A 14,144-nucleotide genomic window follows, 5' to 3' on the forward strand; every position below is an offset into this window, starting at 1 on the left:
ATAATTCCTTCAGGTGGGTTTTCTGGTCCAGCTGCCGTAGGCGCCATAGGCATAGGTCGGCGGCCTCAGCACATCGGAGACAGCCTCGGCGTTCAAGGCCGTCTCGAAGGCCAGACATCGGGCCTTTGCGCCATCACCGACGATGCCCATGTACCAGGCGGTCACGATTCGCCAGGGCACGAGCTTGAGCGGCGACTGCTCGTCGTCCAGAATCTGCTGTAGCTGCATGGGATCGATCCTGCGGCTCTCGATCAGCTCGAGCAACGCCTTGGCGGCGGCTGGAAATTCCGGATCGTCGGCGGAAAGCGCCGCATAGAGGCGACCGGCATGCGCCGCATCCAGCGACTGGCGCCCGACCAGAATGGCGGAAACCGCCAGAAAGGCGCCATGATCGGCATCCGTCGCTTCCTGGGCCATTGCCCAGGGCACGAGCGACGCCGTATAGGCCGAGACAAGCCCGAACAGCAGCAGCCGGCGGTTGGCATCCGGTCGATCGGCCGCATCGGCTCCGCGGGAAAAAAGCGTCAGGTCCGTCTTCATTGCATCCCCACTCGCGATAGCCGTAAAGTCACCTTCCGCATAATGAGACCCAAGGCCGCCCGACTGTAAAGGGATTATCTTGAGGATAATCAAAAATGCCGCTCACAGCCGGGTCCGGTGCGCCATCGGCAGGCTGGCCGGGATCAGCTATATTGCGGCCCATCGCGGTCTGCCGGTTGCCCGGCAATCCGTCGCGGGGCATGCTCCTGCTTCCGCGGGGCGCCATATCATTGGAACGTTCTTCCTTCTGGAGACCAGTAATGACCAAACACACGATGATCGGACGGACATGGAAAGGAGCAATGTTTGCCGCATCCTTTTTCATGGGAACGTCAACAGGCCTGGCGGAAACGGCAACGCCTGTGCTCGTCGTGGACGCCGACAGCCGTCAGGTTCTCTATCAGGAGGATGCCGGCGTCTCCTGGTATCCGGCCTCGACGACCAAGCTCATGACGGCCTTCGTCGTCTTCGAGGCCCTGCGATCCGGTGAGGTGACCCTGACGACGCCGGTCGTCATGACGCGGAACGCGATGAAACAGGCGTTTCTGGAATCCGGCCTGACCGTCGGGCGAACGATGACGGTCGAGGATGCGCTCTTCGCCACGATCACCGCATCGGCCAATGACGTCGCCGTCGCCCTGGCCGAGGCGGTGGCGTCCGACGAAACCTCCTTCGTCCGGCGCATGAACGAAGCCGCCGCCCGGCTCGGGCTTACGGGTACGCATTTTTCCAATCCGAACGGGCTGTTTGACCGGGACACCTATACGACGGCACGCGATCTTGCCCTCCTCGGCATGGAGGTGGACCGGGCATTCCCCGAATATCGCCGTTTCTTCCTGGCGTCCGCAGTCACCATCGACGGCAAGGAGATCAAATCCAACAATCTGCTGCTGACCCGCTTCAACGGCACGATCGGCATGAAAACCGGCTTCCTCTGCGCTTCCGGACGCAATTTTGTCGGACTGGCCACGCGAAATGGAAAGCGCGTGGTGGTCGTCATCCTCGGGGCGACCACGGAACGCGAGCGCAACGAACGGTCGGCGCAATATCTGACGCAAGCCTTCGAGGGGCGCCTGCCGTCCGATGCCGGGCTTGTCGACGACCTACAAAACCGGACGGACGTCGCGCCGCAGGATATGCGCATCCGGCTCTGCACCGACCAGAGCGCCGCTTATGAGGCCGAAAGAAACGCGCTTTATCCGATGGGTCTGCCGGGCCACGCATCCTATTTGCAGGATCGTATTCCGGAAAAGACCCATGCGATCACGACCTGGATCAGCGACAACCTGACGGATGTTCCGGTTCCCACGCCCCGCCCTCAGGGCTGAGCGGCGGGGCATGCTGATCTTCGTGGAAAGCCGGTCAGGCCGTCATCGCGAGGCGAGATAACGGTCCACGCCGGCCTGTGCGCACTCATGATCCTGCGCCGGCGTACCGGAGCTGATCCCGATCGCGCCGACCACCTCGTCGTCGACGACGACCGGAATCCCGCCGGCCACCACCATCAGGCGGCCGCCGATGGCCGAGTTGATGCCGAAGGCGGGCTGCCCGGGCTGGCTGACGACGCCATAGCTTTCCGTCGTCCGCTTGGCTCCGGCAGCGGTATAGGCCTTGTCCTGGGCGATGATCGTACTCGTGAGCTTGCCGCCGTCCATCCGTTCGAATGCGATCAGTTGCCCTGACTCATCGGTGACGGCGATGCACATCGGCACCCCGATTTCCTCAGCCCTGGAACGCGCCCCGGCGATCAGTTCGCGGGCGTCCGCAAGGCTCAGTCTCTTGATCGTCAGCATAAAATCCTCCCCGTTCGTTCAGTCGGCAAGCGCTCTGGCCGCCCTGCAAGCAAATACGATGCCCGGAGCGATGGTTATGCCGGCTCCCAGATAAAGTCCACGCATCAGCGATAACCTACACGCAGTTTCGATCCACACCTCCGTGTGGGAGGCGACTTGCTGCTGGCGTCATCTCCGACGACAACCTGGCAGTTTCGATCCACGCCTCCGTGTGGAAGGCGACGCATGCCGACAGCAAGCCGATCGTCCAGGTGGCGGTTTCGATCCACGCCTCCATGTGGGAGGCGACCGGATCGACGGGGAAGGGCTGTCCACCAGACATGCTTCGATCCACGCCTCCGTGTGGGAGGCGACTCCGCAAAGCCATCCGCGATGGACAAACGGTCGAGGTTTCGATCCACGCCTCCGTGTGGGGAGGCGACCGGCCGGCCATATAGGCGGTGCGGATGTTCGTCTCGTTTCGATCCACGCCTCCGTGCGGGAGGCGACCACCGCGCCCCTCTGCCGATCAGACGGGGGAGGAGGTTTCGATCCACGCCTCCGTGCGGGAGGCGACACGCGTTGTCCCAGGCTTCTGGACCGCTGGCATGGTTTCGATCCACGCCTCCGTGCGGGAGGCGACCGTATCGAGGATTTCTCCGGTTCCGCGCAGCCGCATGTTTCGATCCACGCCTCCGTGTGGGAGGCGACGTGTGTGCGCGCCTCGGCCAGCTGGGCGATAATGGGGTTTCGATCCACGCCTCCGTGTGGGAGGCGACCGGGCGGCCGAAGCAGGGGCCACCGTCGCAGAGCTTGTTTCGATCCACGCCTCCGTGCGGGAGGCGACAGGGCGCATGTCCGGCATTCTCGACCACATGCTTGTTTCGATCCACGCCTCCGTGTGGGAGGCGACCCATCCAGGCCGATGCCGGCAGACGGTGGGCCGAGTTTCGATCCACGCCTCCGTGTGGGAGGCGACAGGCTGACCGTGATCCCGTCCGCCTGCAATTCCGCGTTTCAATCCACGCCTCCGTGTGGGAGGCGACCGGGATGGCGGCTTCACCGGCTGCGTTTCAATCCACGCCTCCGTGTGGGAGGCGACCGGCTTCTTCTTACTCATAGCGAAACTCCGCTTTGGTTTCGATCCACGCCTCCGTGCGGGAGGCGACCCAAGAGGGACATCTGCGGCAAGCCTCATCGTCGTTTCGATCCACGCCTCCGTGCGGGAGGCGACGATGCCCCGGGAGAGATCGAGATCGTCGACAACAAGTTTCGATCCACGCCTCCGTGTGGGAGGCGACCGCCCGGAGGTCGCGCACCGCTTTGGCAAGATCGTTTCGATCCACGCCTCCGTGTGGGAGGCGACATGCGCTAACGCCCGCTGGCGGCCTTGTATGGCGGTTTCGATCCACGCCTCCGTGTGGGAGGCGACTTGTCGGCGTCCTCCAGGCCAAAACGCTCGATGAAGTTTCGATCCACGCCTCCGTGTGGGAGGCGACAGGACGTCCTTCGCGGCCTCATCGAGGTCGCGATGTTTCGATCCACGCCTCCGTGTGGGAGGCGACTTGTCGGCGTCTTCCAGGCCAAAACGCTCGATGAAGTTTCGATCCACGCCTCCGTGTGGGAGGCGACCTATACCATTGTGGGCGCTCTGCAGTGTGGTGATGTTTCGATCCACGCCTCCGTGTGGGAGGCGACAGGCAGGCATCCGCAAGATCAAGCTGATCCGGGAGTTTCGATCCACGCCTCCGTGTGGGAGGCGACCATCGCCTCGGTCGATGGCGACGGGCGTATCCTGCGGGTTTCGATCCACGCCTCCGTGTGGGAGGCGACTGCCCCATCTTCCTTCGGGGTTTCCACGTCGATGTTTCGATCCACGCCTCCGTGTGGGAGGCGACGTTCGACACGCGGACCATTTGAGAAATAGGTTCGCTGTTTCGATCCACGCCTCCGTGTGGGAGGCGACCGAGCCGTCCCCTCGTTGTGCCACAAACGAGTGAGTTTCGATCCACGCCTCCGTGTGGGAGGCGACTTTAGACGATCGACCACTGATCACCAATAACCGGCGGTTTCGATCCACGCCTCCGTGTGGGAGGCGACCCGAGGTCATGATCGCTCAATTCATGATGGATGTTTCGATCCACGCCTCCGTGTGGGAGGCGACCCTTCGTCAGAGGCTTTCCGGTCTCTCCGACGATGTTTCGATCCACGCCTCCGTGTGGGAGGCGACATTTGGCTGGGTCTCGGGAAACGACGTCGCGCTGGTTTCGATCCACGCCTCCGTGTGGGAGGCGACGGTCACGCCGGGGACTTATGACGACGATGGCGCGGTTTCGATCCACGCCTCCGTGTGGGAGGCGACATCTGGACGGTCTGGCAGGGCGATCGCGGCTCGATGTTTCGATCCACGCCTCCGTGTGGGAGGCGACAGCCATTCCTCGCAATCATTGGAATAGAACGATATGTTTCGATCCACGCCTCCGTGTGGGAGGCGACTCGTTCTGGCCGGCATCGCGTAGCAGACGGCCGAGGTTTCGATCCACGCCTCCGTGTGGGAGGCGACCTTCGTGCTCAACCCCGATGACTTTCGCCGGCTTGTTTCGATCCACGCCTCCGTGTGGGAGGCGACAGGGCGCATGTCCGGCATTCTCGACCACACGCTTGTTTCGATCCACGCCTCCGTGTGGGAGGCGACATCCGGGCATCTACGAGGCCGCCAAGGCATCGATCGTTTCGATCCACGCCTCCGTGTGGGAGGCGACATGCAAATCACCAGGCCGAGAGTCGCGCCGATTATGTTTCGATCCACGCCTCCGTGTGGGAGGCGACAGTCCAGGCCGTCGAGATACGGTCGGATTCGAGCGCGTTTCGATCCACGCCTCCGTGTGGGAGGCGACCTTTGCCGGCGGTGCGAGCCTGTTCGTCAAGCAGGGTTTCGATCCACGCCTCCGTGTGGGAGGCGACATTTCGCGTTACGGCACCTTCTGGCGACTTCTGCGGTTTCGATCCACGCCTCCGTGTGGGAGGCGACCGAGGATGGCCGCTTTGAAATCCTCTCCGCTCTGGTTTCGATCCACGCCTCCGTGTGGGAGGCGACCAAAATCGGAACGGCGTCCAGTCATTGACCGGAACGGTTTCGATCCACGCCTCCGTGTGGGAGGCGACCCATGTTTGCACGCTTCATTCTCGATGATCAGGGTTTCGATCCACGCCTCCGTGTGGGAGGCGACGGTAACGGCAAGCCCCTCTACCACGCCCGGGCGGTTTCGATCCACGCCTCCGTGTGGGAGGCGACCATCGACCGAAGCGAATTGCGGCTTCAGCTGCTTGTTTCGATCCACGCCTCCGTGTGGGAGGCGACTTTGCCGGCGGTGCGAGCCTGTTCGTCAAGCAGGGTTTCGATCCACGCCTCCGTGTGGGAGGCGACTAAAGTAATAGACGTGTCGCCTGTCCCATCCGCCTGTTTCGATCCACGCCTCCGTGTGGGAGGCGACCCGACCAGCCTGACGCATCTCCGGTTCGGGTCGTTTCGATCCACGCCTCCGTGTGGGAGGCGACTTTCGTTTCCCGGTTACAGACGGTTCGCACGTTCCGTTTCGATCCACGCCTCCGTGTGGGAGGCGACTGGCCCATGTATAAAACACGGATTTTGCTGGTGGAAAAGGTTGCCGGGCGCGCACGGTGACGGATGTCGGCACGATCGGGGGGCGGGGCTGCCGGCGCGTTGGAATTCGTTCACGATTTCAAAGATCTACGTCTGGTGCGAACCATACGTGTTTTCACGGCACGCTCCAGGTTCGCACCCGGCCGGCCGGAGACCGTTATCGAAACGAAATGCGTCTCAAACGATCAGGGCGCCGTTCAGGTCGGCGGCGGGCTTGGCCCCCACATGTTCTATACGTTTCTGCCAGTTCGCGCCGAGATAATAATAGCGCAGGCTATCGACGTCCGGACGGATAATTCCTTCCAGGCGCGCCTTGAGCTTCGTCCATTGCGCGGGATCCACCTCGATCTCGAAAACGGAGAACTGGACGCGCTGACCATAGTCACGACAGGCCTTCGCGACGGCCCGCAGGCGTGCAGCACCATTGCCCTCGCTCGTGCGCACATCATAGGTCACAAGAACGAGCATGGACTTCCCTCACTTCCAGAACCAGGGCGGATAGGCATCAAGATCGCCGCGCAGATGGCGCGCCAACATCTGCGCCTGAAGATAGGGAACGAGGCCGAGCGGCGCCCTTTCCTCCAGAAACGGGTGAATGCGCTCCTCCCGCTTGCGCTCCTGCCAGGCGGTGAGGACGGCCTTGCGCGCATCCTCCTGCATGAGGACGGCACCGCCATCGCGCACTTCGAAATCCCTGGCGCGCAATTGCCGGCGGTTGATAAGGGAAAGCGCCAGCCGATCGGCCAGCACAGGGCGCATCTCCTCCATGAGATCGAGCGCCAGACTGGGCCGGCCGGGTCTATCCCGGTGCAGAAAGCCCGCCGCCGGATCCAGACCGACACTTTCCAGCGCGGACCGACAGTCATGGGTCAGCAATGTATAGAGAAACGATAAAAGCGCGTTCACCGGGTCCAGCGGTGGACGCCGGGAGCGTCCCCGCCAGCGCATTTCCGGATCGGGCGAGCGGATCAGATGATCGAAGACGGAGAAATAGAGATTGGCGGCCTCGCCCTCCGAACCCCGCATCCTGTCCAATGTATCATCGACACGCTCCACCCGCCGCAGGATATGGGCGAGACGATCCGTGACGACGCCGATGGCATCGCGATCGGCGTCGTCATAGGCGTCGCGGTAATCCCGAAGCGAACGCATCAGCACCGCGCGCTGGTTGGCCACCTTGCCGATGACGATGGACCGCACCACCTCTTCCGGTGCGTCACAGATGCGATACTGCGCACGCCGCAGAAGGATATTGCCGCTGACGGGGCCTTCCAGCCGGGCCTGGAAGCGGCCGTTGCGATCCAGAAAGGTCAGCGTAATGCCGGCACCCGCAAGCGCCGCCATCAACGGCGGCGAAACGAAGACGGCCCCGAAGACGACGACGGCCGACAGCATGTGCAGGGGAACCCGGCTGCGCTCCACGCCCTCCACTTCGGCGACAAGGTTTTCACCGTCCTTGCGCAGCGCGGCTCCTTCCGTCGTCACGTAAATCGTGTTGAGCATCTTCTTCATGGCGCGGCCTCCGCCGCAAGCGTCCGCTCCACCATGCGCGCCCGCCACGCCTGCACCGGGCGCGCCACGATGTCGGGCCGGCAAAGCTCCAGAAGCGAGCAGGCCCGGCAGCGCTCCCGCTTCACGGTCGGCGGCGGCGTCCTGCCGGAGGCAAGAACCGCCGCCAGTTCGCCGACGACGTCCTCCGTCTGCCGGCGCAACGCGGCGTCGAAGGGCACGGCGAGACGACGCTTCGTCTCGGCATAGAAGAGCGCCCCTTCAGGCACGGGCCGCCCCGTCATCTCCTCCAGGCAGAGCGCCTGCGCGCAAAGCTGCACCTCGTCGGCCCGGTGAAGCTTCGGCTTGCCGCGCTTGTATTCGATGGGAAAGGTGGTCTCCCCCTCGTCGCCCGGCAGGAACTCCACGACATCCGCGACACCCGAAAGGTTGAGGCGGCGCGATGCGAGCGGTAGGGACATGACGCGCCGAAGCCCCCTCGCCCTTCGCGATCCCCCTTTGTCGGCGACCGCGTGCAGAACGTTGCCCTCCGCCGTGAACCGGTTGTCGGCCCAGAGCCGCTCGATATGGATCAGCGCCGCCTGACGCAGGCAATAGACGGCATGCTGGAGGGCGGAGAGCGGAATGGGCTCTCCGGCTCCCTGACCATCATTGCCGTCCCCCGTCGCCATGGTTCAAAGCAACTCCAGGATCTCCACGCCTGCGGGCAGATCGTCACGATCGATGGCGACGATATAGTCCGAAAACGCGCGGGCGGGCGGCAGGTTGTCCAGCCGCTGGTCGATGACGTGAAACGCGCCACCGACATTGCGGCCGATACGGATGCGGTCGAACAGGGCATGCGCGGGCGCGTTGCCGAGCGCATTGTCATGCTTGAATGCCACCAGCTTGCGCGTCGCCATTTCGCCACGCGCAGCGGAACGGTCGTGCTCGAACATGGTTTTCAACGCCTCGAACAGAAGCGAGAGATCATTCTCCGAAAAGCCCGTGCGCTCGGCAAATTTGGCGGAAATGAAGCCATGCGCAACGTAGAGCCCATAGGGAACGATATGCTTGCGCCCCATGGTGCGGTTGTCGGTGCGCTCGCTGGAATCGTCGCCCTCGGCTTTCTGCTTCTTTTCCGCCTCGTTGGTGGCGGCCATGCGGGTGATGGAAATTTCAAGCGGCAGGATCGGCTCGACGGAACGGGCGAAGGTCAATTGCACCGGCCCCTTCACCTGACCGGCATTGACGCCCGTCGACATGACCGCGCCGAACGTGCGCACATCGAAGAAATTGTCGCACATGAAGGCGGTCACGGCCTTTGCCTCGGCATCGTCCTTCGGGTTCAGCCTGGGGTCCCTGTCGACCTTCGGATCGTCCTTGCGGATGGCGCGATAGGCCTGTCGGTGCTTGTCGTTGAGGATCGCGCCTTCCTCGACATAGATGTGGAACCCGTCCGCGCCGTGGCGGGCGAGATCGACATAGTTGCGGATCTTGCGCTTGAGGCTGACATCCGTCACCAGCCCCCTGTTCGTCTCCGGGTCCAGCCGCGGCAGGTTGCCCGCATCCGGATCGCCATTGGGGTTGCCGTTGACGACTTCGAAGATCAGCGCGAAATCATAGCGGTTGGCAATCGTGGTCATGGGTCAGTCTCCCCGGAAACAGCGGCTTCAGCCGGCTTTTTGAAGAATTCGTTGCGTTGATGATAATAGCCGAGACCGAAAAGCGCCTGATCCTCGGCGGGAAGCGACGCGGGAAAAGGATCGGCGCCGGGGCTCATGAGTTCCATGATCGCGCCGACATGCTTTTCCAGCACCACTTTGTATCCCGGCTTCTGCTTGCCGACCTTCGACAGGTGATTGGCAGAACCGCTTTCGAGCAGGTGAAAGACCTTTCGCGGCTGCGCGGATGCCGAACCGTAGAACTTGTCCTTGATCGTGGCATTGACCTTCGTGCCGAGCGCGGCGGTCTGGATATGCTCGTAAACGGCAAACAGCCGCCCGAGAAGGTATCCCTTGTTCTTATTCACCGGATCGAGCGCCACGGGTGCCTCCTTGCTTTTGAAATTGCGAATGAGCAACGCTTTCAGAATGCCGGCGCGCAGGGCGTTGATATCGCCATCAGCCCGGATGCGCGTCAGCACGGACGCCATCAGCGTCATCGGGTAACGGGTGCCCGACAGGATCGAGCGCATCCACTCCCCGGCGAGATTGGGCGTGACGTTCTCGCTCTTGCCGAGGACGGCGGTCTCCCGAAGATAACGCCAGAGCGGCGGAAAGGGATCGCGCGGCGGCGGCTCGATCCGCATGTCGGAGGCAAATTGCTGATAATGCCGCGTCAGTTCGCCGAAACTGCCGGAATAGAAGAAACGTACGGAGAGCCGGGCGGCATTGGGCGCAAGCCCCAGCACGTAGAATTGCACCGTCCCCAGATCGGGCTCCACCTCTTCCAGCGGAATACCCTTGCGGATCTGCTCCAGCCGCTCGCGAATACGTTTTGTCTCGATCTTCTCTTCTTCGACGGTATCAAAGAAGACAGGAAACATCGCCTCCGCATCCTCTGCCGCTCCGGTCTGCGACGCATCCGCCCAGAACACCGTCGACGCATCGCCGATCTGGATGCGATGGCCGCTGTCTCTTTCCAGAAAACGGTTGAGCGCCGTCGTATAGGCGAAGGCGGCAGCTTCGGAGACAGGCGCATTATCGCCCTGTTCGTGGCCATAGGAGGTAAAGGCGTCGAGATTGAAGGAGACGAGCGCCGCACCGGAGGACTGCGCTCCCCAGACACCCTTGATCGATGGATGGAGACGCGCCACAGGCGCTTTCTCCCCTGTAATCAGGCAAACAGAAACCGCGCTATCATTTTTTGCAGACACTCGGGGCCAAATTGATCTAGCCGCATCTCTCTCATGCACAAACCTTTGTAATCTCTCGCTTTCGAGCGCGAAGATAATGTTTTGATCTCTTATATCGTTCGGCCAGATTGCAGGATCGAACTGTGTAGGGGTCCACGCATCAAGAAAACGTCGAACCGCCACCAAGCCCGCATCATCTGTATCTTTCAATGTCGCCAGATGAAGCTCGCGGAATGCTGCATGACGCAACGTGCAGTCTTTGCTTTCATCTGCGCTAACACCGAGGACATAAGCTGAATTATCCCACAAGAAAAATGCGCGTGGAGTAGTTCCCGGACGCTTGAAAGACGCTGGTACAGGCAGAAGCTTCACTTTCTTTTTCTTGCCGTCAACAATGCGCAAGTCGATAATGTGCGCAACGGTTCCATCATCATTCAGCGAGATGACGAAACTGATCTTCTCCGAAGAGTAGCCGAACGGCGGAGCATTCGGCAGCCGGTCATAGGCCTTTGCCAGCGCGGAAAGGATCGTCATCGCCGGACCTCCGGGGAATGGGGCGGCGGGACCTTCACCACGCCGTTGTCCAGTGCGGCGCGGAAAAACAGCGAGGGTCGCCCGACCGTGGCATGATCGATATCGAACAGCATGAAACCGAGATCGCGGCTTTCGGCGATCGCCGGCGGCAGCGCCGCCCCGGGGGGAAGCAGTTCGAAATGCGCCGCAAACTCCCGCGTGCCGAGGCAGGGCTGGTGAAAGCACTGGCCCCGCGCCGCGCGGCGATTGAAGGTATCGAGATGCTTGCCCTCGTTGTCGTCTGGGCCGGCCTTCTTCGTTAGTTCGAAATGCGCCTCGATGACATAGGCCGGCTTCACCAGCACGGTCGCCGCACGCTGCTGGCGATCCTCGTCGACCAGAAGGTTCAGACCCTCCAGATCACCGCGCTTCATCGCCGACTTTATCTTGCCCGCCGGCGCCTTGTGCCCGACCTCATTGCGCCGGATCGACTGGAAACGGATGGGCTCCAGCACATGGATCGCGTCGATCACCCAGCGAATGGCCGGTTTCCAGTGGATCGCCTCCAGCAGGCCGCGCGCGGCGGAGGGCGTCATCACATCATAGGAAACACGCTCGACCTTCATCTCCGGCCGCGTAAAACAGGCGTAGTCGCCCCAGACTTTCAGGCGAATTCCGTAGGTCATTGATAGGCCCGCTCCCAAATCCCATTCAGGTAAGATCACAACTATTGTTTCGATCCACGCCTCCGCGAGGGAGGCGACCGATCCTCGCTGAAAGGCAATCTTTCTGCGTTAAATCCCCACGTCATCATGAGCAGGGTGGACGGTGAGCGGGCCCTGGAAATCAATATAGTCGTCAATGATCTTTCCCAACAATTTTATACCGCCCCACGCTGGCACCTTCACAAAAAGGCGCAGGACAAACCACCCCGCGATAAAACACAGCCCGATTCACTCGATGGAAGGCCCGGAAGAGGGAAAGCGCATGGCAGCTCCTACGTTGCCTATCAGGCAGGACAGGTAGAAATTTTGCACGTTCAGTAGATTTGAGTTCACAGGACATAACTTTCCGCACCGAGATAATCGGCATCCTCCCAAAGCAGTCCGACATCCGAATGATAAAGGCTGGCGGTTTGCAGAACCGCGAACTGGTCTCCCCTCCATTGCGGCGCGACAAACGCCACATGGCCATTCCTGATCAGCAGGTCCCGCGCCTTCGGCGGCACCTGCACCACCGAGGATTGCAGTTTCCGCGCCAGTAATCCAGACGGGACCTTCTCCACCGTCAGTTGATCAACAACTTCCTTCGCATCCTCGTCGAGCGCCACGATCACCGGCGCGAGCCCGCTTTCGATCATGCGGAAATCCTGCCCCACCGTGCGGTAGTCGAAATGACAGCCCGTGCGATTGCTGAGCGTGAAGCGATCGAGGATTTTCTTGCCGTCCATGCCCTCGCCCATGCGCCAGTAGACTTCGCCGAAATAGTCCTCGATGGCGGCAAGCGATGTCAGGTCGGCGTGCTTGCCGATGATCCGCCCCATATCGCCGATCAGCCCGCCGATTTCGGCGGGAGGCCGGTAATCCGGCGGTTTGAAGACGGTGACGATGCTGCTTTCACGCTCGCGCCTACCCTCCCTGTTCACTCTGCCGGCAGCCTGAACGATCTGATCCAGCCCCGCTTCCGCCCGCCAGGCGACCGGAAAATCGACATCGACGCCGGCCTCGATCAGGCTTGTGGCGATCAGGCGGCAGGGTCGCCCGTCCTTCAGGCGATCCCGCACATCCGCCAGTATTCGCCGCCGGTGCGCCGCATATTGCCGTGTCGTCAGGTGGACAAGCCCTTCAAGCCCGGCCTCACCCGCCTCCCGGTAGAGGTCCAGCGCGTGACGGCGGCTGTTGACGATGACCAGCGCCTGATCGTGGCCGGCAAGCGCATCCAGCAATGCCGCATTGTTCATCTCGCCCGCATGGACGACGTGCGTGCGCGCCAGTTTCGCCGCCAGCCCCAGCGGATCGGGGGCCAACTCCTGTCCCGCCAGCGGCAGGCCACCCGGCAGTTCCGGGCGTTTGCCGAGCGCCGGCTGCGTGGCGGTACACAGAACGATGGTGCAGCCATAGTTGCGCGCCAGTTCCTCCAGCGCCCGCATGATCGGCGTCAGCAAGGTTTTGGGCAGGGTCTGCGCCTCATCCAGAATGATGATGGAGCCGGCGATATTATGCAGTTTGCGCGCCCGCGATGGGCGGGCCGTGAACAGGCTTTCGAAAAGCTGTACGGTCGTCGTCACGACCACCGGCGCCGCCCAGTCCTCCATGGCCAGTTTCAGCTTGTCCTTGCGCTCGCGCCGCCTCGCGTCGAACTTTTCCTCCTCTATGGAAGAATGGTGTTCCAGAACATGATCGTCCCCCAGCACCGCACGGAAAATCGCCGCCGTCTGGTCGATGATGCTGGTGAAGGGGATCGCATAGATGATCCGGCGATGCCCGTGCCGGCGGGCATGGTCCAGCGCGAAGCCGAGGGAGGCCAGCGTCTTGCCGCCGCCGGTCGGCACCGTCAAGGTAAAGAGACCCGGCTCCCGCTCGGCACCGGCCCGTACATGGGCCAGCACATCGCGTCGCAACCGGTTCAATTCTCCATCCAGCCCGGAGAAGGTGGCCATATGGGCATCGAAGCGCGCGATGAAGTCATCGATCACGGTGGACAGTGCCGGCCAGTCGCGATCCGCCGTCTTCTCGCCGAGCGCCTCGTAAAACCGTTCCGTATCCGAAAAATCCGCGTCCACCAGCGCGGAGAAAAGCATGCGCCCCATGAAGGCCCACGCGAAGGCGTGACCGGCCCGATCGGCGGGAAAGCGCCGCACCATGTCGGGCACGAGAGCGGAAATCTCGGCCTTCAACTCGTCCTTCCAGGCTGCATCGACGGCCTGCGGCCGCTTCATGCGGTGGTCGAAGGTTCCGGGCCCGTCCAGCCGGTCGGGCAGGCCCGCATGGTGCCCGAGAATGCAATAGGCGATGAGCTGGGCCATGGCGGCATCGCCCGGCTTCGCCAGATCGCACACGACCTGCGCCCCCGCCGTGGAGTGATCGACGGGCTCCGCCGCGCCCTCCAGACGCCGCTGAAAGGGCGGGTTGTATTTGCCGAGATCGTGAAAAAGCCCCGTCACGGCGGCGGCTCTCTCAAGGCCGAAGATCCCCGCCCTGTCGGCCGCCCGCCCCGCAACGGCGAACAGGTGCTCCTTGAGGGTTTGCCAGTCGGATTTATCCGGCGCTCGACCGGAATGTGCATAATACCCCATTGATTCCCCCCATGC

At 62.5% G+C, this 14,144-nt stretch carries 10 protein-coding genes and 1 CRISPR repeat array; of the genes, 1 reads left to right on the forward strand and 9 read right to left on the reverse strand.

Annotation, left to right across the window (positions count from 1 at the left end):
- Positions 1-9 precede the first annotated feature (9 nt).
- Positions 10-540: a sugar dehydrogenase complex small subunit gene (locus tag KYK29_RS06275; protein WP_254689970.1), complete on the reverse strand. Its 531-nt coding sequence runs from the start codon at positions 538-540 to the stop codon at positions 10-12.
- A 302-nt stretch (positions 541-842) separates the two neighbouring features.
- On the opposite strand from KYK29_RS06275, the gene KYK29_RS06280 reads away from it, so the two are divergent.
- Positions 843-1,868: a D-alanyl-D-alanine carboxypeptidase family protein gene (locus KYK29_RS06280; protein ID WP_254689971.1), complete on the forward strand. Its 1,026-nt coding sequence runs from the start codon at positions 843-845 to the stop codon at positions 1,866-1,868.
- A 42-nt stretch (positions 1,869-1,910) separates the two neighbouring features.
- Here the strand turns inward: KYK29_RS06280 and KYK29_RS06285 are convergent, their stop codons facing one another.
- From KYK29_RS06285 to cas3, 8 genes are all read right to left on the reverse strand, one after another.
- On the reverse strand, positions 1,911-2,333 hold the full coding sequence (locus tag KYK29_RS06285; RefSeq protein ID WP_254689972.1) for a GlcG/HbpS family heme-binding protein: 423 nt from the start codon (positions 2,331-2,333) through the stop codon (positions 1,911-1,913).
- Between the two features lie 124 nt (positions 2,334-2,457).
- Positions 2,458-5,937: a CRISPR direct-repeat array (repeat unit 32 nt; unit sequence GTTTCGATCCACGCCTCCGTGTGGGAGGCGAC).
- Positions 5,938-6,153: 216 nt separating this feature from the next.
- Entirely contained in the window at positions 6,154-6,444 is a 291-nt protein-coding gene (cas2, locus tag KYK29_RS06290) for a CRISPR-associated endonuclease Cas2 (protein ID WP_254689973.1), read from the reverse strand.
- Positions 6,445-6,453: 9 nt separating this feature from the next.
- The gene (gene cas1c, locus KYK29_RS06295) at positions 6,454-7,488 is read right to left on the reverse strand and encodes a type I-C CRISPR-associated endonuclease Cas1c (protein WP_254689974.1); all 1,035 of its coding nucleotides are present in this window, start codon (positions 7,486-7,488) and stop codon (positions 6,454-6,456) included.
- Complete coding sequence (gene cas4 / locus KYK29_RS06300; RefSeq protein WP_254689975.1) at positions 7,485-8,156, reverse strand: CRISPR-associated protein Cas4; 672 nt, start codon at positions 8,154-8,156, stop codon at positions 7,485-7,487. Before cas4 ends, cas1c begins: the two co-directional genes overlap by 4 nt.
- 3 nt (positions 8,157-8,159) lie before the next feature.
- Entirely contained in the window at positions 8,160-9,110 is a 951-nt protein-coding gene (cas7c, locus tag KYK29_RS06305) for a type I-C CRISPR-associated protein Cas7/Csd2 (protein ID WP_254689976.1), read from the reverse strand.
- Positions 9,107-10,855, reverse strand: coding sequence for a type I-C CRISPR-associated protein Cas8c/Csd1 (gene cas8c / locus KYK29_RS06310; RefSeq protein WP_254689977.1), 1,749 nt, complete (start codon positions 10,853-10,855; stop codon positions 9,107-9,109). Before cas8c ends, cas7c begins: the two co-directional genes overlap by 4 nt.
- A complete protein-coding gene (gene cas5c / locus KYK29_RS06315) occupies positions 10,852-11,520 on the reverse strand; it encodes a type I-C CRISPR-associated protein Cas5c (protein ID WP_254689978.1) in 669 nt (222 codons plus the stop codon). The genes cas8c and cas5c overlap by 4 nt, the downstream gene beginning before the upstream one ends.
- Positions 11,521-11,888: 368 nt before the next feature.
- Complete coding sequence (gene cas3 / locus KYK29_RS06320) at positions 11,889-14,129, reverse strand: CRISPR-associated helicase Cas3' (protein WP_254689979.1); 2,241 nt, start codon at positions 14,127-14,129, stop codon at positions 11,889-11,891.
- Positions 14,130-14,144 lie beyond the last annotated feature (15 nt).

This window comes from Shinella daejeonensis, from assembly GCF_024281235.1.
In the GTDB taxonomy this organism is placed as follows: Bacteria; Pseudomonadota; Alphaproteobacteria; order Rhizobiales; family Rhizobiaceae; genus Shinella; species Shinella daejeonensis.

What these genes read in the sequence shown, in the direction of transcription:
- cas4 (WP_254689975.1), bottom strand. Translation starts at nt 8,156, where the DNA reads ATGGCGACGGGGGACGGCAATGATGGTCAGGGAGCCGGAGAGCCCATT.
- cas2 (WP_254689973.1), bottom strand. Translation starts at nt 6,444, where the DNA reads ATGCTCGTTCTTGTGACCTATGATGTGCGCACGAGCGAGGGCAATGGT.
- cas8c (WP_254689977.1), bottom strand. Translation starts at nt 10,855, where the DNA reads ATGACGATCCTTTCCGCGCTGGCAAAGGCCTATGACCGGCTGCCGAAT.
- cas7c (WP_254689976.1), bottom strand. Translation starts at nt 9,110, where the DNA reads ATGACCACGATTGCCAACCGCTATGATTTCGCGCTGATCTTCGAAGTC.
- KYK29_RS06285 (WP_254689972.1), bottom strand. Translation starts at nt 2,333, where the DNA reads ATGCTGACGATCAAGAGACTGAGCCTTGCGGACGCCCGCGAACTGATC.
- KYK29_RS06280 (WP_254689971.1), top strand. Translation starts at nt 843, where the DNA reads ATGTTTGCCGCATCCTTTTTCATGGGAACGTCAACAGGCCTGGCGGAA.
- cas5c (WP_254689978.1), bottom strand. Translation starts at nt 11,520, where the DNA reads ATGACCTACGGAATTCGCCTGAAAGTCTGGGGCGACTACGCCTGTTTT.
- KYK29_RS06275 (WP_254689970.1), bottom strand. Translation starts at nt 540, where the DNA reads ATGAAGACGGACCTGACGCTTTTTTCCCGCGGAGCCGATGCGGCCGAT.
- cas1c (WP_254689974.1), bottom strand. Translation starts at nt 7,488, where the DNA reads ATGAAGAAGATGCTCAACACGATTTACGTGACGACGGAAGGAGCCGCG.
- cas3 (WP_254689979.1), bottom strand. Translation starts at nt 14,129, where the DNA reads ATGGGGTATTATGCACATTCCGGTCGAGCGCCGGATAAATCCGACTGG.